The sequence below is a fragment of the Paenibacillus sp. RS8 genome (assembly GCF_041956825.1).
GTDB lineage: Bacteria > Bacillota > Bacilli > Paenibacillales > Paenibacillaceae > Paenibacillus_AQ.
The window spans coordinates 1-24,539 of record NZ_CP168131.1 but is presented as its reverse complement, the minus strand read 5'-3'; the positions used below and the strand labels follow the sequence as shown (position 1 = coordinate 24,539).

Annotated in this window: 20 protein-coding genes, 3 rRNA genes and 1 other annotated feature; all 23 genes read left to right on the top strand. The window is 46.3% G+C overall.

Going from position 1 to position 24,539, the window contains the following annotated elements:
- Positions 1–4 precede the first annotated feature (4 nt).
- The 23 genes from minD (at position 5) to rrf (ending at position 24,539) form a co-directional block, all read left to right on the top strand.
- Entirely contained in the window at positions 5–799 is a 795-nt protein-coding gene (gene minD, locus ACDZ28_RS01285) for a septum site-determining protein MinD (protein ID WP_042130573.1), read from the top strand.
- A gap of 300 nt (positions 800–1,099) precedes the next feature.
- Positions 1,100–1,963 (top strand): M23 family metallopeptidase, encoded by an 864-nt coding sequence (locus ACDZ28_RS01280; RefSeq protein ID WP_042130571.1) that lies wholly within the window; start codon positions 1,100–1,102, stop codon positions 1,961–1,963.
- The gene (locus tag ACDZ28_RS01275) at positions 1,956–2,798 is read left to right on the top strand and encodes a M50 family metallopeptidase (RefSeq protein WP_042130570.1); all 843 of its coding nucleotides are present in this window, start codon (positions 1,956–1,958) and stop codon (positions 2,796–2,798) included. The genes ACDZ28_RS01280 and ACDZ28_RS01275 overlap by 8 nt, the downstream gene beginning before the upstream one ends.
- A gap of 59 nt (positions 2,799–2,857) precedes the next feature.
- Complete coding sequence (locus ACDZ28_RS01270) at positions 2,858–4,099, top strand: Rne/Rng family ribonuclease (RefSeq protein WP_042130568.1); 1,242 nt, start codon at positions 2,858–2,860, stop codon at positions 4,097–4,099.
- Positions 4,080–4,229, top strand: coding sequence for a hypothetical protein (locus tag ACDZ28_RS01265; protein WP_156114857.1), 150 nt, complete (start codon positions 4,080–4,082; stop codon positions 4,227–4,229). The genes ACDZ28_RS01270 and ACDZ28_RS01265 overlap by 20 nt, the downstream gene beginning before the upstream one ends.
- Positions 4,162–4,247 (top strand) — a sequence feature (ribosomal protein L21 leader region). It overlaps the preceding gene by 68 nt.
- A gap of 14 nt (positions 4,248–4,261) precedes the next feature.
- Positions 4,262–4,573 carry a 50S ribosomal protein L21 gene (rplU, locus tag ACDZ28_RS01260; RefSeq protein ID WP_042130566.1) on the top strand — a complete coding sequence of 104 codons (312 nt, stop codon included), beginning with the start codon at positions 4,262–4,264 and terminating at the stop codon, positions 4,571–4,573.
- Positions 4,574–4,585: 12 nt separating this feature from the next.
- Positions 4,586–4,921, top strand: a complete 336-nt coding sequence (locus ACDZ28_RS01255; protein ID WP_042130565.1) for a ribosomal-processing cysteine protease Prp — start codon at positions 4,586–4,588, stop codon at positions 4,919–4,921.
- A gap of 17 nt (positions 4,922–4,938) precedes the next feature.
- On the top strand, positions 4,939–5,250 hold the full coding sequence (gene rpmA, locus ACDZ28_RS01250; RefSeq protein ID WP_042130564.1) for a 50S ribosomal protein L27: 312 nt from the start codon (positions 4,939–4,941) through the stop codon (positions 5,248–5,250).
- 279 nt (positions 5,251–5,529) lie between these two features.
- Positions 5,530–6,270, top strand: coding sequence for a Spo0B domain-containing protein (locus ACDZ28_RS01245; RefSeq protein WP_076120422.1), 741 nt, complete (start codon positions 5,530–5,532; stop codon positions 6,268–6,270).
- Between the two features lie 15 nt (positions 6,271–6,285).
- Entirely contained in the window at positions 6,286–7,596 is a 1,311-nt protein-coding gene (gene obgE, locus ACDZ28_RS01240) for a GTPase ObgE (RefSeq protein WP_042130561.1), read from the top strand.
- A gap of 212 nt (positions 7,597–7,808) precedes the next feature.
- Positions 7,809–9,128 (top strand): SPFH domain-containing protein, encoded by a 1,320-nt coding sequence (locus ACDZ28_RS01235; RefSeq protein ID WP_375103838.1) that lies wholly within the window; start codon positions 7,809–7,811, stop codon positions 9,126–9,128.
- A gap of 11 nt (positions 9,129–9,139) precedes the next feature.
- Positions 9,140–9,886: a hypothetical protein gene (locus ACDZ28_RS01230; protein WP_375103837.1), complete on the top strand. Its 747-nt coding sequence runs from the start codon at positions 9,140–9,142 to the stop codon at positions 9,884–9,886.
- 15 nt (positions 9,887–9,901) lie between these two features.
- On the top strand, positions 9,902–10,672 hold the full coding sequence (locus ACDZ28_RS01225) for a DeoR family transcriptional regulator (protein WP_375103836.1): 771 nt from the start codon (positions 9,902–9,904) through the stop codon (positions 10,670–10,672).
- A 66-nt stretch (positions 10,673–10,738) separates the two neighbouring features.
- Entirely contained in the window at positions 10,739–12,100 is a 1,362-nt protein-coding gene (locus tag ACDZ28_RS01220; protein WP_375103835.1) for a hypothetical protein, read from the top strand.
- Positions 12,101–12,259: 159 nt separating this feature from the next.
- Positions 12,260–12,697: an ACT domain-containing protein gene (locus ACDZ28_RS01215; protein WP_076120416.1), complete on the top strand. Its 438-nt coding sequence runs from the start codon at positions 12,260–12,262 to the stop codon at positions 12,695–12,697.
- A 36-nt stretch (positions 12,698–12,733) separates the two neighbouring features.
- Positions 12,734–14,020, top strand: a complete 1,287-nt coding sequence (locus tag ACDZ28_RS01210) for a homoserine dehydrogenase (RefSeq protein WP_375103834.1) — start codon at positions 12,734–12,736, stop codon at positions 14,018–14,020.
- A 60-nt stretch (positions 14,021–14,080) separates the two neighbouring features.
- The gene (gene thrB, locus ACDZ28_RS01205; RefSeq protein WP_076120414.1) at positions 14,081–15,061 is read left to right on the top strand and encodes a homoserine kinase; all 981 of its coding nucleotides are present in this window, start codon (positions 14,081–14,083) and stop codon (positions 15,059–15,061) included.
- Positions 15,058–15,945: a prephenate dehydratase gene (gene pheA, locus ACDZ28_RS01200; protein WP_042130547.1), complete on the top strand. Its 888-nt coding sequence runs from the start codon at positions 15,058–15,060 to the stop codon at positions 15,943–15,945. The genes thrB and pheA overlap by 4 nt, the downstream gene beginning before the upstream one ends.
- Before the next feature lie 4 nt (positions 15,946–15,949).
- Complete coding sequence (gene ilvE / locus ACDZ28_RS01195) at positions 15,950–16,831, top strand: branched-chain-amino-acid transaminase (protein WP_042130546.1); 882 nt, start codon at positions 15,950–15,952, stop codon at positions 16,829–16,831.
- Positions 16,832–17,157: 326 nt separating this feature from the next.
- Entirely contained in the window at positions 17,158–19,005 is a 1,848-nt protein-coding gene (locus tag ACDZ28_RS01190) for a LysM peptidoglycan-binding domain-containing protein (RefSeq protein ID WP_375103833.1), read from the top strand.
- Between the two features lie 488 nt (positions 19,006–19,493).
- Positions 19,494–21,051 (top strand): 16S ribosomal RNA (locus ACDZ28_RS01185).
- 232 nt (positions 21,052–21,283) lie between these two features.
- A 23S ribosomal RNA gene (locus ACDZ28_RS01180) occupies positions 21,284–24,212 on the top strand.
- A gap of 214 nt (positions 24,213–24,426) precedes the next feature.
- Positions 24,427–24,539: ribosomal RNA gene (gene rrf / locus ACDZ28_RS01175) — 5S ribosomal RNA — on the top strand.
- The 16S, 23S and 5S rRNA genes sit together here, the layout of an rRNA operon.

The window sequence follows — 24,539 nt, the reverse complement described above, 5'->3', positions numbered from 1 at the left end:
CTCCATGGGAGAAGCGATAGTCGTAACCTCGGGCAAAGGCGGAGTTGGCAAAACAACCACAACAGCCAATATTGGAACCGCACTTGCACTGCAGGGTAAAAAAGTATGTCTCGTCGATACCGACATTGGACTGCGTAATCTGGATGTAGTTATGGGGCTTGAGAATCGCATTATTTATGATCTTGTGGATGTAGCGGAGGGACGTTGTCGTTTAAATCAAGCACTCGTTAAAGACAAACGCTTTGATGAGCTGTATATGCTGCCCGCAGCACAAACAAAGGATAAAACGTCTGTCACTCCTGAACAAGTAAAAGATATCATTCTCGAACTGAAGAAGGAATATGAATATATTCTGATTGATTGTCCAGCAGGGATTGAGCATGGCTTCCGTAATGCGATTGCCGGTGCGGATAAAGCGATCGTAGTTACCACACCAGAGCATGCTGCTGTGCGGGATGCGGATCGGATTATCGGACTGCTTGAACAGTCGCATGTGGAATCCCCAAAATTGGTGGTAAATCGTATTCGTCCAGGTCTTGTAAAGTCTGGGGATATGCTTGATATTGAGGATATTTTACAGGTGCTGAATATTGACCTTATCGGAATTGTTCCGGATGATGAACTGGTCATTAAAGCCGCAAATAGTGGAGAGCCTACAGTTATGAATCCTGATTCGTCAGCAGCTATTGCCTATCGCAATATTGCACGTCGAATTTTAGGCGATGCTGTACCATTGATGCAGCTTGATCGGAAACCGGGCGCATTTAAGAAATTTAAGAAGTTTTTCGGTATGGCTTAATTTTGCAAAATATAAGAAAGATAAGTTTCACACAATACTTTATGTCTTATATTTCTCGCTAAAACGCTTACCGTCCTTATAAGGACGCCGAATGCGTTTTTGCTTGCCAAGCAATCTTACTATAGAAGCATTAACGGTCCCACCACTTGAGAAATCTAAGGGGTGGGATTTATTTTGGGGAAAATAAGAATATTTGACCGTTTCAGGGATTTAAGTGCTCCGCCTTGGGCGGGCTTGTTCTAAAGAGACTTCCGTGCTTCATAAAATGGAAGTAAAACAAGCCCGTCCGGAGGGATAAATATGGATCTGAAATCAGATATCAAGAATCGCCGCAAGGAGCGTATTCGCAGTTTGTTGGAAGAAATCCCAGATATAGAAACAGCGGAGGCAGCTCCGTTATTCGTTATGCCCGAAAAGAGTACGAGCTTCAGAGAATGGGGAGCGGGATTTAAGGGGAATGATGAGCAATCCTCTATAGAGCCTGATCCAGAGGTGATGTGGAAAGAGAGACGTGGGGGCTGGGAGGAACCTGGTGGAGGGGGTTCTAATTTTTTTTCCGGCTTTATTCGAAGGGTCGTAGCCAGCGTGCTAGTGTTTGGAGCGGTGTGGGGAGTATTTACAATTCACCAGCCATGGTCCTATAAAGTTCAAGCTTTTGTGAGTGATGCCTTGAGCAATGACATGGATTTCACAGCAGTGCGGGTCTGGTATGAGGAGAATTTTAACGGTGCACCAGCGTTCATACCGATATTTGGGGATAAAGATGAACCTGCTCAAAAGGCAGCGGCTCATCATGAGCTTAGCGCTCCGGTAGCCGGGAGCATTGTGGAGCCTTTTGCATCCACGTTAAAAGGTGTTGAAATTATGCCTCAACTCGATTCAACCTTAAATGTGACGGTGAAGAGTATAGACATGGGACGCGTTCTTTCCATATCCAAAGAATTGGACGGAGGAATTCGAATTGCGGTCCAGCATTCTGGAGGAATTACAGCAGAATACGGACATTTAAGTGGCACCAAACTGGAGATAGATGACTGGATTCAAAGCGGAGATTCACTTGGCTGGATGCTGGAGAAAGAGGGCTCCTCAGCACCAACGCTGTTTTTTGCCGTGATGAAAGACAAGACTTATATTGATCCTACAGAAGTGGTATCGTTTGATTAGGATCTTAGGGATCGATTTGTCACTACATCCATTGTTCGTAATCATCATGTTGTTCTCTGTACTCACAGGACAATTTCTGGAGCTGCTGACTTTATTTACGATCGTCCTCATACATGAATTAGGACATGTGGTGGCTGCCCTTCTGGTTGGTGTTACCGTCAAGTCGGTTCAGCTTCTTCCGTTTGGTGGCGTTGCGGTTATTGAAGATCATGGGCGGCTTACAGCTAGTCGTGAGATTGGCATTGCACTTGCCGGTCCGCTGCAAAATGGAATCATGATTGTTATGGCTCTTGGGCTTCAGCAGGCAGGTTACGGCAATCAGGAATTTTTAACCTATTTCATAAATGCCAATGCAATTATTGCACTCTTTAATCTAGTGCCTGTTCTCCCACTTGACGGAGGCAAAGTACTTCAAGCGACAGTGAGTCTATTCCTTCCTTATTACTATACTTTGCTGTGGAGCGGACGAATTAGTGTTGCTGCAAGTGTTCTTGTGATTGTTTATGCGCTACTGCCCCTTGGAGCGGGTGGAGGACTCAGGCTGAATATGGTCATGATCGGTGCCTTTCTGCTGTATTCAAATCTTACGGATCATCGAAATTTACCGTACCGATTCGTTGCATTTTTAATGAATAGGGAGGCTGTCTACGAGTATCATTTGCGGACAGGTAGTGTGGCTCGTCCAATTGTTGCCTTATCGGCGAAACCTTTAGATGCTATATTGCGTCTATTTAAACGTAATCAATATCATTTTATCTATGTATTAAACGGCAAAGGAAATGTTGTTGCTGTTGTGCCGGAACAGCGCTTAATATCTACTTACTTCGGAATGTAGTGTATTTATGCAGAGAATGAGCAAGTAATCAATGAATGAACGAAACCAGAGGTGAAGCCATGAAACAGATGATCGTTCACTGCACGCAGCACATTACCCGAATGGCTCTTCTGGAGAACGGAAGGCTTGTGGAGTACGCGGCTGAGCGCGATCAGCAGCAAGGGCTGGTCGGAAGTTACTACAAAGGCCGTGTGATTAACGTACTTCCAGGTATGCAGGCTGCTTTTGTTGACATCGGACAGAAGAAGAATGCTTTTTTATATGTTGATGATGTATTGCACCCTCATTTGGATAAACAGCCGGATGTGAAGCCTTCTATTGAGACGCTTTTACAGCCTGGTCAGGATATTGTTGTACAAGTAAGAAAAGAGCCAAGTGGCGGTAAGGGGGCCCGTGTAACCACACATTATACATTGCCGGGTCGCTGGATGGTGTATATGCCTTTTGCTGATTATGTCGGGGTATCCAAAAAAATAAGTCGCGATGCAGAACGTAGCCGGCTCAAAGGAATCGGCGAACGTCTGCGCATGAAAGAAGAAGGGCTTATTATGCGGACTGTCTCTCAAGACGAGCCGCATGAAGCGGTGGAAGGTGATCTTTCATTTTTACGTGCACAATGGGATAACATTACACGTCGGGCGCAAACTGCAGAAGCTCCGGCACTGTTGCATCGTGATCTTAGTATTGTTCAGCGCTTCATTAGAGATGCATTTAATCCGCAGCGAGATCAGTTGATTATAGATTCTCCTGCCGCAGTTAAAGAAGCCACGGCATTTCTGGATGACATGGCACCTGATGGGTACAAGCCTGTAAGTTTATATAATGGATCGGAGTCCATTTTTACAGCGTATGGAATTCAGGAACAGCTGCACAAAAGCTTCAGTCGCAAGATCACACTGGAGGGCGGAGCAACAATGATCTGGGATGAAACGGAGGCGCTCACCGTTATTGACGTTAACACTGCCCAATACATTGGAGGAGCATCGCTTGAAGAGACGGTGACGAATACTAATATGCTTGCGGCTGAGGAAATTGGTCGTCTGATCCGTTTGCGAGATACGGGCGGAATCATTATTGTCGATTTTATTGACATGGAGGAAGAAATACATCGTAAAATGGTTACTGAACGGCTGGAGAAGGTGATCTGCAGGGATCGAACCAAAACACATATTCTCGGTTGGACAAGACTTGGACTCCTCGAGATGACCCGGAAGAAGGCAAGACATGATTCAGCCAGCTTCGCACCTATCCTTTGTCAGTGCTGCGGAGGGACTGGGAAAGTTGGAGAATGGATGGAATGAGTTGACGATAGGCGATAAGTATGATAATATCTTCAAGTATGTGTTTGATTCATTCGGTCCTGCACATGCTGTAACCGCTCCGATCGGGTACATAAGTGCAGTTCCCACGGGAATCTGCCACCTAGACTAGGCGAGTCTGAGACATGAGGAGGTGCAAGTAAAATGTATGCAATTATCGAAACTGGCGGTAAACAATACAAAGTCCAAGAGGGCGATGTTTTGTTCATTGAGAAGTTGGAAGCTGAAGACGGCGCAAGTGTAACTTTTGACCGTGTATTGGCTGTTTCTAACGAAGGTGGTCTGACTGCAGGAACTCCGCTCGTAAGCGGCGCGTCTGTAACAGCTAAAGTCGAGAAACATGGTAAAGGCGCTAAGGTTGTAGTTTACAAATACAAACCTAAGAAGAACTACCACAAGAAACAAGGCCATCGTCAACCGTACACGAAAGTAACTATCGAGAAGATTCAAGCGTAAGAAGGTGCGTGAATGATTAACGTACGGATTACACGATCTTCGGATCTAGGGACTATCGTTGGCTTTGAGGTAAAAGGGCACGCGGGTTATGCAAAGCGTGGCGAAGATATCGTATGTGCCGGAGTTTCGGCCGTAACGGTTGGAACCGTCAATTCGATTGAGACATTGACCGGAATCTCCATGGATACATCCATGAAGAACGGATTCCTAAGTGGAACATTAAGTTCCATTGATGATTTCGATACTTCCGCGAAGGTGCAATTGTTGCTTGAATCCATGGTCGTGATGCTAAATGATATCGCAGAATCATACGGAAAGTATCTTCAAATAGAGCAAGTAAATATTTAAAGAAGGAGGTTGACAACATGTTGAAATTGAATCTTCAATTGTTCGCATCGAAAAAAGGTGTAGGTTCCACAAAAAACGGACGGGATTCCCATTCCAAACGTCTTGGCGTGAAACGTGCTGACGGTCAAGCAGTAACCGGCGGTAACATCTTGGTTCGTCAACGCGGAACAAAAATTCACCCAGGCACTAACGTAGGCATCGGTAAAGATGATACGTTGTTCGCATTGGTGGATGGCGTAGTGAAGTTCGAACGTTGGGGCCGCGATCGCAAAAAAGTGAGCGTATACCCAGTTGATGTCGCTCCGGTAGCAGCGGCACTGGAAGCGTAAGCTTACGGAACCATATTTGCATGTAGAAGCCTCCGGCATGAGTGCCGGAGGCTTTTTTGTAGAATATTCAGAATCGTTTGTGAAACCTCTTTGAGCACTTTAGAAACATACCTTCAGAGTTTTAAGAAAGCATGAACATCCTTAAACATATGTAAAATACTCATGGTTATCTCTGGTGAACTACAGGGAACTGCTGTGTTATACTAGGAAATGGTAATTGATGAGGTAATATTCTAAACAAAGTCATGAATTTTGCGAACTGAGGGACGGGGAGAAAGAATGAAATCCTGGAAAAGTGCAATCTGGGCAGTCATGTTATCCGTATTGCTTCCTTTAGGACTCGTGTATTGGCATACCTCCCTTTTGACGTGTCTGTTACTTGGAATTTGGGTAGCGGTAATAGTTGCCTTTAGTTTCATTTGGAATCAGCGTCATTGGGAACGGGAACTGCGCATACAAGAGAACACACTGCAACAGGCGGCGATTCGGACACTGAATCATCATCGTCATGATTGGATGAACGATTTGCAGATTCTTTACGGATATATTCAGCTTGGAAAACCTGATAAATCCGTGGAGTGTGTGGAAAGAATAAAGGAGCGCATAGCGCTTGATAGTCGTATCGCTAAGCTGGGCATTCCTTCATTGGTCTTTTTTATCCAATCTTTCCGAACTTACCGGACTAGTCTGGAACTGGAAGTTCAAGTGGAGGAAGGATTGCAGCTGGAGGACAAGCTAAACCGGGAAGCAGGAGATGAGCTGACTTCAGTGATTATGCAGACCGTACGGGCTTATCAATATAACGGACTGGCTCCCCAGGGAGAAACGCGCAAGCTGCGTCTTGGCTTTATTCAGGATGGAGGAGACATTCTTATCTCCTTCGAAGGTGAGGGAGAGCATGGCAATCCCGAGCAGCTCAAAGGGCAAATTTATAATATAGTACAAGGAAAAATCATGAAAGCGGAGCAGTTTAAGCCTAGTAAGGCTTATGTAGAACTGCGGTTGCCGCTTGAAATGTGAGGAAGGTGAACATTAATGTTCGTAGATAAAGCTAAGATTTATGTTAAGGGCGGAGACGGCGGGGATGGTATCGTTGCGTTTCGTCGGGAAAAGTATGTACCGGATGGTGGTCCAGCAGGTGGTGACGGTGGCCGTGGTGGCGACGTTATCTTCCGCGTAGATGAGGGCTTGCGTACGCTGATGGATTTCCGTTATCAGCGCCATTTTAAAGCGGACAAAGGGATTAAAGGACGTAACAGAAGTCAGCATGGGGCGAACGCTGATCATATGATCGTGCGGATTCCACCTGGAACCATATTAATTGACGATGATACACAAGAGATCATCGCCGATTTGACTCGTCATGGTCAGCAAGTTGTTGTTGCCCGTGGGGGTCGTGGGGGTCGTGGGAATTCTCGTTTTGCCACAGCAGCTAATAAGGCTCCAGAGCTAGCAGAGAACGGCGAAGAGGGTCAAGAGCGGTATATTGTTATGGAACTTAAGGTTATGGCTGATGTGGGACTTGTAGGCTTCCCGAGTGTAGGCAAATCTACGCTACTGTCGGTCGTATCCGCAGCTCAACCAAAGATTGGTGCATACCATTTCACTACGATTACACCGAACTTAGGAGTAGTAGATGTTGGAGATGGACGAAGCTTTGTAATGGCGGATCTGCCAGGATTAATTGAGGGAGCTAGTGAAGGCATAGGGCTTGGTCATGAATTCCTACGTCACGTTGAACGTACACGGATCATTATTCACGTAGTGGATATGTCTGGTTCAGAGGGGCGTGATCCCTTCGAGGATTGGGTTCTCATTAATGACGAGCTGAAGCAATATAATGCGGCTCTAATTGATCGTCCTCAGATCGTGGCTGCAAATAAAATGGATATGCCTGCGTCAGAGGAGAATCTCATCGCTTTCCGAGAACGCGTAGCTGAGGTGCGTCCGGATCTTGAGATTATGCCAATCTCCTCGCTTACCCGTCAGGGTGTTCAGGAACTGTTATATCGTGCAACGGATATTCTTGATAGTATTCCGGTGGCACCGGTAGTTGAAGACGTATCAGGTACAACTGAACGTAAGGTTTATAAGCTAGAAGCGGAAGATGATAACTCATTCACGATTACACGTGATAATGAAACATATGTGGTCAACAGCCCTCGTATCGAGAAAATGTTGAAACGTATGCAGCTTAGCACACATGATGCGATTCTAAAGCTCGCCCGGACTTTGCGGCATATGGGTGTAGATGCAGAGCTTCGTAAACGTGGAGCTGTAGAGGGGACTATTGTCCGTATTGGTGAGTTCGAATTCGAGTTCGTAGAGAGTAGTAGTTACTATTAATATTTAGCTGATTACAAAGCGCGACTTGTGTTCTCCTGTAAAGGAAGACACAAGTGGCGTTTTTTTTATTTCCGTACAGAGCATTTTTTTTTCAAGAAAAGAACCCAAAACACGATATATATCGTATACAATAAATATCGAAATACACTTATTCCCAACCGGGAACACATACGTTATTCGTATATCATAGATGATGAAAGAAGGAATAGCAGATGGCAATTATAGAAGTGGTGAAGTACGACGGTCCTCCAGGGATTTTCGCATGGAAATATCCTAACCAAGAGCTAGGAACATGGACTCAGCTAATCGTTAATGAATCTCAGGAAGCGATCCTGTTTAAAGGAGGACAGGCGCTTGATTCCTTTTCGGCAGGAAGACATACCCTAAGCACCGCCAATATACCAATTTTATCTAATATCGTTAATCTCCCTTTCGGCGGGAAGTCACCATTTACAGCAGAAGTATGGTATGTGAACAAGACTAACTCGATGAATGTTAAATGGGGAACAAGCGCACCTTTACAACTCCAAGATCCTAAATATAAAATTATGATTTCTGTTCGTTCCTTCGGACAGTTTGGTGTAAAGGTCGATAATCCACGTAAATTTTTATTGCAGCTCGTTGGAACGCTTCCTCAGTTTGATCACGATACACTGGTTAATTATTTCCGCGGCTTGCTTATGTCGAATATTAATGAACTGATCTCATCCTACCTTGTACATAAGCAAATCAGTATTCTGGAGATTAATGCTTATGTTGCAGAGATTTCAAAGCATATCCAGGGGCGGTTAGCATCGACTTTTCTGGATAATGGTCTTGAGCTGAATAACTTCTATATTGATTCGATTAATATTCCTGATGATGATCCGGCAACGATTCGATTAAAGGAAGCTTTAGCTAAAAAAGCAGAAATGGATATTATCGGTTTCAATTACCAGCAAGAGCGGGGCTTTAACACGATGGAAAAAGCAGCCGGCAATCCTGGCAATCTTGGTGTAGGTATGATGAACACTGGGATGGGACTTGGGCTTGGGATGGGATTCGCTGGCCCGGCTATGGATATGGTAAACCGTATGACCCGAGGGATGAGTTTTGATTCAGGGACAACAGTTGTACGTCAAGAACGCTCCTGTTCGAAGTGTGGGGTTATGAATCCTGTAGAGGGAAGGTTCTGCAGCGGCTGTGGGCATGCTCTGGAGAGCATTCAGCAAAGTACGCCGTCCGGAAATAAGATCAATTGTTTGGAGTGTGGACATGAACTGAAACCTGGAGCCAAGTTCTGTCCTGGCTGTGGTAATCCTTATCGAGCTTGTCCAGCCTGTGGAGCGGATAATCCTGAGGGTGCGTCTTCCTGTGTCTCTTGTGGAAAAGAAATGCCTAAGGCCTGTGGCAAATGTGGAGAAATGGTATCGCCAGGGGTGAAATTCTGTCCTCATTGTGGAGACAGCTTAGTTATTAAATGCGGAGGCTGTGGGCATGAGCTGAAGCCTGGACAGAAATTCTGTGCAGAGTGTGGAACTAAGGCAGGCTGAAGGAGGACGTAATGAACAAGGGTAAAAGCTATATTCGTATCATCACTATTATTTATGTTGCTGCTATAATACTAACGGTGTTCTCCTTTATAGGATTAGGCTTCTCTGAATCCCTGTTTCGATTCGTGACTTCGCTAGTTGCTGTTCTGCTGGCGGAGAGTGTGGTGTATGGCTATTGTATTTTTTGGCTCCGTAGTGCAGGTAGTGTGCAGCGGACCTCACCCGTTCTTCTCAGTGGTGCATTCATCACGGGAATCTATGCGGCTGTCGTATTCGTATCAGCTATTGTTTTTGATTGGCTGCTGGAGATGTCTCCTTTGTGGTATGCTGCCGTCCAACTGCTGATTCTTTTGATTGGTGGAATCACACTGGCTGTGATCGGGATCTATGGATGGAATGCCGGAACAGAAGAACAGCAAATGCGGAGATCCTTACAAGCATTTCGGCAGCATCAGAGTGAAATAAACGAGATCAGAGCGCTGGCAAGCAGCTGGAAGGATCCTGAAACTGAACAGCTTGTAAAAGTGCTCAATAAGTTACGAGATCAATTCAAGTTCAGTGATCCTGTATCAGATCCATCTTTATATGCTACTGAGGATATCATGCATCAGCAGATCTCCTTGTTGCATGATCATGTGAAGCTACTGCTCATGACAAAAGAGCCACATGAGAACTGGCAAGCTGAAATCAACGAAATGGCCGACAGTATTAAAGCTACTCTAGAGCGGCGAAATCGGGAATTAGCGGCACTTAAATAGGAGGAAAATAACTACATGAACAGATCGAACATACAAGAGCCGTCACCGAACCCAGCGGGGAGTGCAGCGGTTCCTCTGATTAAATTAGATCGGACTGGGTTTGATTATGTCATTCTAGCGGCAGCTTATCTATTCATGCCCATTGGACTCATCCTTGCATTGTTACGGTTGATGCTGACCCATTATAAAAATTACCGGAGACCCACCAATCTAAATCTGCTCATGCATGTATTTATCGGAGGATTTGTTGAGCTCTCTATTGCGATGTTTGTGGATACCATGAGTGGAAACACTGGAACTTCCGAATTATTAACGATCCAGATTTTCCTTGCAGTCATATTTTTGATTCCGGCTTTTATTCTTGCGAGTGTGACAGCAAAAGCTAAATATACACTTTCTAAACTTAACACTTCTTATATAGAGCTGATTCAAAATAAAAATATCCGATATGTCGGCAGTATAGCAGAACGGATAGGTATAAGCGAAAGTGATGTACGGAGAGATGTCCAGTATCTAAAGAATAAAGGATTACTGGATATTGATATTGTCCTTTCGGAGGGGCGCCAGACGCCAGATCCATCCATGACTGCACCTAATCTTGTTCATCCTGGAAGGCCATCAGGCTTCGGAGCCCAAGCCTCGGGACAGCAGGTTCATACTCAACCTCAGTCCTCGCCGCAAATGCCTAAGTCCATTCGTTGTCCGGGCTGCGGAGCACAGAACACGGTTCAGCCTAGTCAGTCAAAGAGCTGTGATTATTGTGGAACAATGATATCGTACAGTTAATGCCGTCAACCAACAGATTAGCTGCATCGCATATAGGATTACATAAATAAGGGGATTAAAGACAAAATGAGTGGATTGGATATACGCAGACAGCCGCCGACATCGGGAAAACCCGTGTATAAGCATGAATATGAGCGGACGGCGTTTGATTATACGACTATTGTGTTTGCGTATATATTTGCTCCGGTTGGCTTTATATTGGCTGCCATTCGGTTATTATCTACACATTCCAAGAGACAGCGCAAAGCAAGCAATATTAACCTGTTTTATCATGCGTGTATGGGTGCCTTTGTAGAATTGGCGATCTATTTCATTATTAGTAAGCTACTCGGTCAAATCGATTATGTCGCACTCTTGATCAGGCTTGTGATTATCTACGCATTGTTTAGGATTCCTGCCATCAAATTGTCGGTTAGGGCCGTAGGATGGAGAGAGGGATTCACCTATCTTTGCAATGACTATATCGCATTGGTTCTTGTGGACGGCATAAGGCATATCGGCAGCCTATCCGATATTCGCGGATTCAGTGAAGAGAACGTCCGCGAGGTTTTGGAATATTTAAAAGATCAGGGAGTACTTTCTCCAGATATTGTTTATTATGAAGGACGTGTAGACAATCCATTTGTAAAATTGCCGCCGAAGCTTATTTATTCCAAACGGGCACAAGCACTGGTGCGTGCGCCTGAGAATAACCTTCGCTACCGTAACAAGCGAGACCGGACAGTGTTTGATCGAATCATCATGGCGATTGCCTATTTGTTTGCTCCGCTTGGGTTTGTACTTGCGATGCTTCGTTTTATAAGCACTCATTATAAGAATGAGCGGAAATCATTTAACTACAAATTGCTCTATCATGTATGTATGGGAGCTTTTATGGAACTTGCCGTCCTCTTCGCCGTGGGGACCTACAAAGGGGATTTTAAGTGGTTCACTTTATTGATCATTCTGGTGGTCCTCTACTTGATCTTTATAATTCCGGCGGACAGCTTTGCAGGGAGGGCTTCCTTCGCAACAGAAAACTTTGATTTTCTGTGCAAGAAGTATCTCATGCTGATCATAGTGGATGATGTTAGACATATTGGTAATTTAGCTGATATCACGAAACAAAGTGAAGATGATGTACGTAGAGACCTACGGTATTTGGTGAGATGGGGGTTACTTGCTTCTGATCTTGTCTATTATGAAGGACGTGTTAAGCTCTTAGATAAACAACCGCCCAATCTTGTGCATCCTGACCGGGCACAGCCCTCCACGGCATCAGAGAACCAGCCGTCATCTGGGCGGCAGTCATTACCGGAGAATAGGCCTAAGCCACCTGTCCAACTGCCGAAATCCATCGTTTGTCCGAGTTGCGGTGCTAAGAGTAGAGTACTTCCTGGTCAGGACAAGATCTGTGACTATTGCGGGACGACGATTCCATACAGTTAGTGTACATACGATTGCCAACTGCCTCCGGGAACTCCGGGGGTTTTGCTGCACCTGAGTCTCCGACTTCAGAGTATGCATATAAAGTTATTGCATTTTATAAGTCTTTTCCGATATAATGTCCACTAAGAAAACACAAAAGTCTTTGAGGTGAGGACGTTCGTGAAAGAACGCTATTATTTGGTCCGTGAGGACATATTACCTGATGCTGTACTTAAGACTATGCAGGTTAAACAATTGCTTGAGGCCGGGGATGCGAAGACCGTACATGAAGGTGTAGAGCAGGTAGGATTAAGCCGAAGTGCTTTTTATAAATACAAGGATGGCATTCACCTGATCCATCAGCTCGAACGTGAGCGAATTGTTACGATCTCCATGGATTTGGAACATGAATCTGGGATGCTCTCCAAGGTTCTAGGATCTGTGGCGGGGCATGGGGCTAACGTGCTGACCATTCACCAGAGTATTCCGTTACAAGGACGTGCGAATGTGGTGATTTCCGTGGAAATCTCACATTTGAATGAGGAGCTCGGAGAGATGCTTGATAGTCTGAAGAATATTCCGGGAGTGAAGCGCGCCATAATCGTTGGACAGGGATAGAGAAATTATATACGTAAAACTTTTAGGAGGATACAGATGAAGCCGGTTAAAGTAGGATTGCTGGGCCTGGGAACAGTTGGTACAGGTGTAGTTCGTATCGTGGAAGGAAATCAGGAGGATTTGAGCAGTCAAGTAGGCTCTCCAATACTCATTGAGCGCATAGCGGTGAATAATTCCAATAAACCACGTGATATTGAGGTCGATCCTGCCAAAATAACAACTGATCCATGGGATGTTATTCGTGATCCTGAGATTGATGTAATTGTTGAAGTGATGGGTGGTATCGACGGAACAAAGGAATATATTCTTGAAGCTTTGGAACGCGGGAAGCATGTTGTGACTGCGAACAAGGATTTGATGGCGCTGCACGGCTCGGAGATTTTGGCTAAAGCGCAAGAGAAGCAATGTGATGTCTTCTATGAGGCTAGTGTTGCTGGGGGCATCCCGATTATTCGGACGCTTATCGAAGGCTTTTCTTCAGACAAAATCATGAAGATTATAGGTATTGTGAACGGAACAACTAATTACATACTAACCAAAATGAGTCAAGAAGGCGCGTCCTATAATGATGTGTTAAAAGAAGCGCAGGATTTAGGATATGCTGAGGCCGATCCAACTTCCGATGTAGAAGGTCTGGATGCTGCCCGCAAAATGGCGATTCTCGGAACCCTAGGCTTCCGTACTAACGTGGAGCTACACGACGTCAGTGTGAGCGGGATTTCAGAAGTGAGTAAAGCTGATATTGCTTTTGCAAAGCGTCTCGGATACGAAATCAAGCTGCTAGGTATCGCAGAACGTCAGGATGAGGAATTCAGTATCAGTGTTCAACCGACCTTGATTCGGGCAAGTCATCCACTAGCTTCTGTAAATGGCGTCTTCAATGCGGTTTATGTGTATGGTGAAGCAGTAGGAGAGACAATGTTTTATGGTGCGGGTGCGGGTGCAATGCCAACAGCAACTTCGGTGGTAGCTGATTTGGTAGCTATTATTAAGAACCTCAAGCTGGGCGTCAATGGATTGAAGCAAAAAGTGCCTTATAAGCAGAAGAAGCTTAAGAGTGATGAAGATATCTTTTATAAGAACTTTCTACTTTTACACGTTGATGATAAAGCAGGCGTATTGGCTAAGATTACTCAGGTGTTTGCCGAGTATGACGTGAGTCTTGATTCGGTAGTTCAGCAAGCCAATGCAAATAATCCTGATGCGGAGATTATTATTGTTACCCATAACGCCAGCAAAGCAAGTATGAATAAAGTGCTGCGTCACTTTAAGGAACTGAAAGTCATCCACCGAATCAAGAGTCATTATCGTGTGGAAGGTTAGCACTGTAGCTAGAGTTAGACTTTATATATTCAAACAATGAGTAAGGAGATTGCACCTGTTATGAGTACTTATGGAGTAGCAAGGGTTAAAGTACCTGCTAGTACAGCCAATCTTGGTCCGGGCTTCGATACTCTCGGCATGGCTTTGCCGCTGTATGCCTGGATTGAGATGGAGGAAGCAGAGGAGACTGTTTTTCATCTATATGGTGATGAGATGAAGGGAGTGGCTCGGGATAAGAGTAATTTACTCTATAAGGTCGCTCAAATGGTATTTGCAGAGGCAGGCGTTACGGTGCCTGAATTATCTATCTCGATGTACTCAGAGATTCCGCTTACGCGTGGACTTGGCAGCAGTGCCTCCGCTATCATTGGGGGCATGGTCGCAGCTAATACGATGATCGGTTCACCGCTGGATGAGGCCAAGCTGTTTGATATGGCGACCCAGCTTGAGAAGCATCCCGACAATGTAGGGGCTTCCTTATTTGGTGGCATTATTACCGCAGTGTGGGATGGTGCTCATGCTGATTATGTTCGCCTTGAACCACCACAAGACCTTGAGGTTCTCGTGGTTATTCCTGAATTCGAGCTGGAAACCACAAAAGCACGGGGAGTGCTTCCAACAGAAATCTCAGTTAGTGATGCTGTGTACAACATCAGTAGAACCTCTTTAATGACGGCCTCGTTTGCATCAGGTCGGCTTGACCTGATCAGTAGAGCGATGCAGGATCGTTTGCATCAACCTTATCGGGCAGCGCTTATTCCAGGCATGGAGAAGCTGCTCGCAGAAGCACCTAAACATGGTGCTTTAGGGATCGCACTTAGCGGTGCCGGCCCTACGCTACTGTGTTTAGTTGATCGCCGTGAGACTCGTAAGAGTGAGCTTGAGGCTTTCCTGAAGAATACGATGCAAGAACACGGCATCTCTGCTAAGACTTGCTGGCTGATGCCTTGTACTTCAGGTGTTACATCAGAGCTGCTTAAAAGAAACGAGATGCAAAACGTATCATTTTTGGATATGATAAAAGGAGAAGTACGGTCATGAAATCAATAGCGGTATTGCCGCAGGGCTCAGTATCTCACGAAGCGCTGCTGCATTTGTTTAACGGTGAGCCTGTAAAAATTGTGCATCACAAGTTAATTTCCGATGTCTTTCTCTCTACGGATGGTGGAGCCACTGATTACAGCGTTATCCCGATTGAGAATACTATCGAAGGTTCGGTTAGTCTCCATATTGATTGGCTTATTAATGAAGTTGATCTACCTATGCAGGCGGAATGGATCTTTCCATCGATACAGAATCTCATCGGTCACCCGCTGGAATTCAGAGATACGAACGGCAATAAGGATTTCACTAAAGTGAAAAAAATCCTTTCGCATCCTGTTGCAATGGCACAGTGTATGCAATTTGTTCGGAAGCATGCACCTTGGGCTGAACTGGAGTCGGTCGGAAGTACCTCTGAAGCTGTTGAAATCGTTAAGAACAATCCTGGAAAGGGTTGGGCTGCGATTGGTACTGCGCTTGGTGCAGCTACTCATGGACTGGAGATTGTTGATCGGAAAGTTACAGATCACAACAACAACTACACAAGATTTGTCCTTGTCGGTCCGCAGAAGGTAGATCTTCCACGGAGCAGCAATGGTGTAAAGACGAGTGTCCTAGTAACGCTGCCTGAGGATTTTCCAGGTGCTTTGCATCAGGTTCTCGCTGCCTTTTCTTGGCGAAAGCTGAATTTATCGCGTATTGAATCACGACCAACGAAAAAAAAGCTGGGTACTTATTATTTTTATATTGATGTGCTGGAACCGATAGAATCGGTCCTGCTGCCAGGGGCTATTGAAGAGATTAATGCTTTAGGCTGCCAGGTACGGATTCTGGGCTCGTATCCCACATACACCTATGAGGAAGAGAAAGCGGAGGTGCAGTAAATTCATGGCTGAACAATGGATCTATCTGGATGGACAACACGTAACTAAGGAAAATGCAAAGGTATCCGTTTTTGATCACGGTTTTTTGTATGGAGACGGCATATTTGAAGGTATTCGTATCTACAACGGTAATATTTTTAAATGTAAAGAGCATTTGGACAGACTTTATGATTCGGCGAAGTCGATCATGCTGGATATTCCGCTCACTTATGACGAGATGTTGGAAGCTATGGCTGAAACGATTCGCCTTAACGACATGCGTAACGGCTATATTCGATTGATCGTATCCCGTGGTCCTGGTAACTTGGGTCTTGATCCACGCCGTTGCCCTAAAGCCAGCGTAATCATTATCGTTGAACAATTAGCTATTTACCCAGAGCAAGCGTACATTAATGGGCTTCGTGCTGTTTCTGTATCCCAACGCCGTAATATTCCGGATGCACTGAATCCGAAGATTAAATCGCTTAACTATCTCAATAATATCCTAGTGAAAATTCAGTCCAATCTGGCAGAAGCCGATGAAGCGATTATGATGAACGCTCAAGGATATGTTACTGAAGGATCTGGCGATAATATTTTCATCATCAAAAATGGCGTGGTCACCACTCCACCTTGCTATCTGGGTGCGCTCGAAGGAATCACACGTCAGGCTATCATCGAGCTATGCGAGAAATTGGGTATTAAACTGAAAGAAGAACCATTCAGCATGCATGATGTTTACATCGCCGACGAGGTATTCTTCACTGGAACGGCAGCAGAGGTTATTGCAGCGCGTGAAATTGACGGACGCATCATCGGAGAAGGACATGCAGGTCCAATAACGTTGAAGCTTCTTGAAGAATTCCGCAATGTTGTTGACAAAGATGGCTACAAGGTTTGGGAATAACAGTTACTCGTACAATATGCTCTTTTACATGCTTGTCGTGTAAAAAGTGTTAAATAGGCATTAATAATCCTTTCATGATACATGAAGAAGATGTCCGGAAGTCTACGGTAGATCTTTTCATGATACATGAAAGGATTTTTTTTATTTCAGGGATGTCATTCGCCCATGGGCTGCATAAGATGTAGTAACGAAGGAGGCGGCTGTACCGCATATAACTTTGTAAGAGAGCAATGTTCCATCCAAAGGGTGTTTGCTTTCAAAGCCAGTTTTGCTGTGTAGCTGTAAGAAAGCAATACTCCACAAAACTTTTAGGAGGTTAATGCTACGTGAAAATACACATTGTCAAACAAGGCGATAGTCTGTATGCATTATCGCAAAAGTACGGAGTGCCGTTACAAAAAATTATTGAAGCTAATCCACAGATCAGTAATCCGAATGTGCTGGCACTTGGTGAAAAAGTAAAAATACCTACGGCTCCTGTATCCGTACCGGATAACAGTGAAGTTTACTACAAGCATACAGTTAAACAAGGAGATACCTTATGGAAATTATCTAAGGCGTGGGGAATCCCCTTAAAGGATATGGTTGAAGCAAACCCTCAGCTAAAGAATCCGAATGTATTGATGTTAGGGGAAGTAGTTAACATTCCTAAAAAGACATCAAACGCTTCGCCCGTACAGCCAGGCTACATGCCTTCTAATGCTTCTGAGAAAACACAAGTTGGCGGGAAGGAATATACGGGTCCAAAAGAACAGCCAGTTGCTGAGGTGGTTCCTGCACCAAAACCGGAAACTAAACCAGAGGTTAAACCAGAAGCTAAACCTGAGGCAAAAGCAGAAACTAAACCTGCACCTAAACCATCGCCAAAAATCGCACCTGAATCCAATTCAGCACCACATCCATCGGTAAATATAGCTCCAATTAATGCACCGAACCCTGCGCCAAATATGCAAATGGAAGTTGCTCCTGTGCAAGAAATTGAAATGCAGAGCTTGTTTGTTCAGATTACAGTACCAAATCAAGAGCCCGTAGCACATCATGAGGCGTCAAAAGCTGAGATGAAGCCAGTGGCTGCCAAAGAGGAAAAGGCAAATTCTTGTGACAGTATGGGATACCCAGGCCTAGGTGGAAATCCTTATCTCTATGATTCTTATCAGAATAACCCTAATATGAACATGAACTGGGCACCAAGTTATGTTCAGCCAGCGGCATTTGGACCAGAGTGCATGTCTCCATACTACTTTTCAGAAAACATGTATTCACCTAATATGAGTCCAGAACAATGGAATCCGAACGCTGCGCCTAACGTGAGTCCGGAACAATGGAATCCGAATGCTGCTCCTAACGTGAGTCCGGAACAATGGAATCCGAATGCTGCTCCTAACGTGAGTCCGGAACAATGGAATCCGAATGCTGCGTCTAATGTAAGTCCGGAACAATGGAATCCGAATGCTTGGTCTAATGTGAGTCCGGAGCAATGGAATCCAAATGCTTGGCCTAATATGAGTCCGGAGCAATGGAATCCAAATGCTTGGCCTAATATGAGTCCGGAGCAATGGAATCCAAATGCTTGGCCTAATATGAGTCCGGAACAATGGAATCCAAATGCTGCACCTAACAATATGGAGGCTAATGCTTCGGGGATGAACCCGATGTATGGGATGTCATCGAACCTTCCTTGGCCAACTACTTGTGGGTGCGGGGGAATGCATGTTCAACCCTATTCATATGAAATGCCCGCATATAATACCTATCCTGCATATGGAAACCCAAATGCATTCTCTGCTTATGGAGCAGGAACACCTAATCAGGGAATAGTCCCAGATTCTCCTCTTGGAGCTTTTGGCGGGCCGATAATGTCGAGTATTCCGTCTAATCCGCAGTATCCTGGTATAGGTAATTATTCGCAGCATAATCGGGTTCCGGAAATCCAAGATCCTGAAACGTTTGTACAGGACACTCCCGAAGTTGCTAGAACAGTGAGTGAGGAATCTAGCTCTGGTAGTTCGCTCAAGAGTAAGGGGAATGCAACGAAGGAAACGGCAGCAAAAGCAAAGACCTCAAGTCAAAATAGCAGCAAGAAGACCAAAACGGTTGTGAAATCTCAGCGTTCAAGTGCAGGTGGTCGTACAGAGAGTTCTAAGAAACGCAGAAATCCGTGGATTTCTAATTAATACAGTTTTAAACTAAAAGCCAATCTCTCTTTAACGTGCAGATTCTGATTATCAGAGTTTGCACGTTTTTTATGAGAAGAAATGAAGCAGATGTAAGAATGAGGCGAAAGTATTTTTTTGAATTTTTAAAATTTAGGGGTTGTTTTTAGATTGGGTTATATGTTATATTATAAATCCAGTCGCAAAGAGGAGATATAAACTTTCGATTGGTGAATGTTAATCCAGATGAGATTACACAAGACTTTGAAAAAAAAAGTGTTGCAATTCATCGGAAAGCATGATATATTATAAGAGTTGCTGCTGAGACATTAAACGGCGCCAACGAGAACTTGATCTTTGAAAACTGAACAACGAGTGAGTAGGAAATCACGAAAGTGAAATCCAAAACTGATGAGTTTCACAGCGTATTTTACGCTTTTGAAATTTCATCGTGAGAATTAATTTTCTCGTCAGATGTTTCAAAATGAGCATATCGCTCTTTTCAATACTAATTGGAGAGTTTGATCCTGGCTCAGGACGAACGCTGGCGGCGTGCCTAATACATGCAAGTCGAGCGGAGTTATTTTGAAAGCTTGCTTTCAAAATAACTTAGCGGCGGACGGGTGAGTAACACGTAGGCAACCTGCCCCTTAGACTGGGATAACTACCGGAAACGGTAGCTAATACCGGATAATTTCTTTTTTCTCCTGAAGAAAGAATGAAAGACGGAGCAATCTGTCACTGAGGGATGGGCCTGCGGCGCATTAGCTAGTTGGTGGGGTAACGGCCCACCAAGGCGACGATGCGTAGCCGACCTGAGAGGGTGAACGGCCACACTGGGACTGAGACACGGCCCAGACTCCTACGGGAGGCAGCAGTAGGGAATCTTCCGCAATGGACGAAAGTCTGACGGAGCAACGCCGCGTGAGTGATGAAGGTTTTCGGATCGTAAAGCTCTGTTGCCAGGGAAGAACGTCCGGTAGAGTAACTGCTATCGGAGTGACGGTACCTGAGAAGAAAGCCCCGGCTAACTACGTGCCAGCAGCCGCGGTAATACGTAGGGGGCAAGCGTTGTCCGGAATTATTGGGCGTAAAGCGCGCGCAGGCGGTCATTTAAGTCTGGTGTTTAAACCTTGGGCTCAACCTAAGGTCGCACTGGAAACTGGGTGACTTGAGTACAGAAGAGGAAAGTGGAATTCCACGTGTAGCGGTGAAATGCGTAGATATGTGGAGGAACACCAGTGGCGAAGGCGACTTTCTGGGCTGTAACTGACGCTGAGGCGCGAAAGCGTGGGGAGCAAACAGGATTAGATACCCTGGTAGTCCACGCCGTAAACGATGAGTGCTAGGTGTTAGGGGTTTCGATACCCTTGGTGCCGAAGTTAACACAGTAAGCACTCCGCCTGGGGAGTACGGTCGCAAGACTGAAACTCAAAGGAATTGACGGGGACCCGCACAAGCAGTGGAGTATGTGGTTTAATTCGAAGCAACGCGAAGAACCTTACCAGGTCTTGACATCCCTCTGAATCTGCTAGAGATAGCAGCGGCCTTCGGGACAGAGGAGACAGGTGGTGCATGGTTGTCGTCAGCTCGTGTCGTGAGATGTTGGGTTAAGTCCCGCAACGAGCGCAACCCTTAACTTTAGTTGCCAGCAAGTAATGTTGGGCACTCTAGAGTGACTGCCGGTGACAAACCGGAGGAAGGTGGGGATGACGTCAAATCATCATGCCCCTTATGACCTGGGCTACACACGTACTACAATGGCCGGTACAACGGGAAGCGAAGCCGCGAGGTGGAGCCAATCCCATCAAAGCCGGTCTCAGTTCGGATTGCAGGCTGCAACTCGCCTGCATGAAGTCGGAATTGCTAGTAATCGCGGATCAGCATGCCGCGGTGAATACGTTCCCGGGTCTTGTACACACCGCCCGTCACACCACGAGAGTTTACAACACCCGAAGTCGGTGGGGTAACCCGCAAGGGAGCCAGCCGCCGAAGGTGGGGTAGATGATTGGGGTGAAGTCGTAACAAGGTAGCCGTATCGGAAGGTGCGGCTGGATCACCTCCTTTCTATGGAGAATCGTCTTCTGCAATGAAGACATTCAAATCGGAAGTTAAACTTCCACAATCTCAGGTTTAGGCCTGTTACTCACTCGTTGCTCAGTTTTGAGAGTTTAAGCTCTCAGTAAGACTTGATCCTTGAAAACTGGATACCGAAACGAATTTGCGTTTTAGAACATCTTTTAGCAACTTGTGTAAACAAGTGAATGTTATTAGTGAGATTTTTCTTAGGAAAAATCAAGGTTAAGCTAATAAGAGCACACGGAGGATGCCTAGGCGCCAGGAGCCGACGAAGGACGTGGCGAACAACGAAACTGCCTCGGGGAGCTGTAAGCAAGCTTTGATCCGGGGGTGTCCGAATGGGGAAACCCAGCTGTGGTAATTCGCAGTTACTCATACCTGAATACATAGGGTATGTAGAGGCAGACCAGGGGAACTGAAACATCTAAGTACCCTGAGGAAGAGAAAACAATAGTGATTCCGTCAGTAGCGGCGAGCGAACGCGGAACAGCCTAAACCTAAGAGCTTGCTCTTAGGGGTTGTGGGACGTCTCACATGGAGTTACAAAGGAATATGGTAGGTGAAGAGGTCTGGAAAGGCCCGCGATAGAGGTAAAAGCCCTGTAGCCTAAACTGTGTTCTCTCCGAGACGGATCCCGAGTAGTGCGGGGCACGTGAAACCCCGTATGAATCCAGCAGGACCATCTGCTAAGGCTAAATACTACCTGGCGACCGATAGTGAAACAGTACCGTGAGGGAAAGGTGAAAAGCACCCCGGAAGGGGAGTGAAATAGAACCTGAAACCGTGTGCTTACAAAAAGTCAGAGCCCTATTCATGGGTGATGGCGTGCCTTTTGTAGAATGAACCGGCGAGTTACGTTTAACATGCAAGGTTAAGTCGAGAAGACGGAGCCGCAGCGAAAGCGAGTCTGAATAGGGCGATTGAGTATGTGGACGTAGACCCGAAACCGTGTGATCTACCCCTGTCCAGGGTGAAGGTGCGGTAACACGCACTGGAGGCCCGAACCCACGCACGTTGAAAAGTGCGGGGATGAGGTGGGGGTAGCGGAGAAATTCCAATCGAACTCGGAGATAGCTGGTTCTCCCCGAAATAGCTTTAGGGCTAGCCTCGGTATAAGAGTAGTGGAGGTAGAGCACTGATTGGGTGCGGGGTCCGCAAGGATTACCAAGCTCAGTCAAACTCCGAATGCCATATACTTATTGCCGGGAGTCAGACAGTGAGTGCTAAGATCCATTGTCAAAAGGGAAACAGCCCAGACCATCAGCTAAGGTCCCCAAGTGTGTGTTAAGTGGGAAAGGATGTGGAGTTGCACAGACAACCAGGATGTTGGCTTAGAAGCAGCCACCATTGAAAGAGTGCGTAATAGCTCACTGGTCGAGTGACTCTGCGCCGAAAATGTAACGGGGCTAAACACACCACCGAAGCTATGGCTAGATACGAATGTATCTGGGGTAGGGGAGCGTTGTATGTGGGTTGAAGGTGTACCGTAAGGAGCGCTGGACAGCATACAAGTGAGAATGCCGGTATGAGTAACGAAAAGATCAGTGAGAATCTGATCCGCCGAAAGCCCAAGGTTTCCTGAGGAAGGCTCGTCCGCTCAGGGTAAGTCGGGACCTAAGGCGAGGCCGAAAGGCGTAGTCGAAGGACAACAGTTTGAAATTACTGTACCACCGTAATCCGCTACGAGCGATGGGGTGACGCAGGAGGGTAGTGACGCGGACTGATGGATATGTCCGTCTAAGCAGTGAGGCTGATGTGTAGGCAAATCCGCACATCATTAAGGCTGGGCTGTGATGGGGAGCGAAAATTGTAGTAGCGAAGGTCATGATCTCACACTGCCAAGAAAAGCCTCTAGCCAGGAGAAGGTGCCCGTACCGCAAACCGACACAGGTAGGCGAGAAGAGAATTCTAAGGCGCGCGGAAGAACTCTCGTTAAGGAACTCGGCAAAATGACCCCGTAACTTCGGGAGAAGGGGTGCCCCGGTAGTGTGAATAGCACGAGGGGGCCGCAGTGAAAAGGCCCAAGCGACTGTTTAGCAAAAACACAGGTCTGTGCGAAGCCGCAAGGCGAAGTATACGGGCTGACGCCTGCCCGGTGCTGGAAGGTTAAGGGGAGTGGTTAGGGGTAACCCGAAGCTATGAACCGAAGCCCCAGTAAACGGCGGCCGTAACTATAACGGTCCTAAGGTAGCGAAATTCCTTGTCAGGTAAATTCTGACCCGCACGAATGGCGTAACGACTTGGGCGCTGTCTCAACGAGAGATCCGGTGAAATTTTAATACCTGTGAAGATGCAGGTTACCCGCGACAAGACGGAAAGACCCCATGGAGCTTTACTGCAGCTTGATATTGAATTTGGGTACGATCTGTACAGGATAGGTGGGAGCCGTAGAAATCGGAGCGCAAGCTTCGGTGGAGGCGCCGTTGGGATACCACCCTGATCGTATCTAGGTTCTAACCTAGTGCCCTAATCGGGTACGGGGACCGTGTCAGGCGGGCAGTTTGACTGGGGCGGTCGCCTCCTAAAGAGTAACGGAGGCGTTCCAAGGTTCCCTCAGAATGGTTGGAAATCATTCGAAGAGTGCAAAGGCATAAGGGAGCTTGACTGCGAGACCTACAAGTCGAGCAGGGACGAAAGTCGGACTTAGTGATCCGGTGGTACCGCATGGAAGGGCCATCGCTCAACGGATAAAAGCTACCCTGGGGATAACAGGCTTATCTCCCCCAAGAGTCCACATCGACGGGGAGGTTTGGCACCTCGATGTCGGCTCATCGCATCCTGGGGCTGAAGTAGGTCCCAAGGGTTGGGCTGTTCGCCCATTAAAGCGGTACGCGAGCTGGGTTCAGAACGTCGTGAGACAGTTCGGTCCCTATCTGTCGTGGGCGCAGGAAATTTGAGAGGAGCTGTCCTTAGTACGAGAGGACCGGGATGGACGTACCGCTGGTGCACCAGTTGTTTCGCCAGAAGCATGGCTGGGTAGCTACGTACGGACGGGATAAGCGCTGAAAGCATCTAAGCGTGAAGCCCCCCTCAAGATGAGATTTCCCAATTAGTAAGACCCCTTGAAGACGACGAGGTAGATAGGTTGGAGGTGGAAGTGCAGTAATGCATGGAGCTGACCAATACTAATCGGTCGAGGGCTTATCCTAAAAATACCCCAAAAAGTGAAGAAGAAGCTACGAAGCTAATTCCTAGTACTTTCCGGGGGCCCCGTAAGAAGGGCGAACGCAAATTCAATTCGGATTCAGTTTTCAGGAATCAAGTTCTAACCCATATGGTACTAGTGACTGTATGATGATGAATTTGTTTTCAGCATTTGGCGATGCTGAGACCTGAATAATGCATTTGTACCGCAAATGCCCGTTTGGTGGCGATAGCGGAGGGGTTCCACGCGTACCCATCCCGAACACGACCGTTAAGCCCTCCAGCGCCGATGGTACTTGGACCGAAGGGTCCTGGGAGAGTAGGACGTTGCC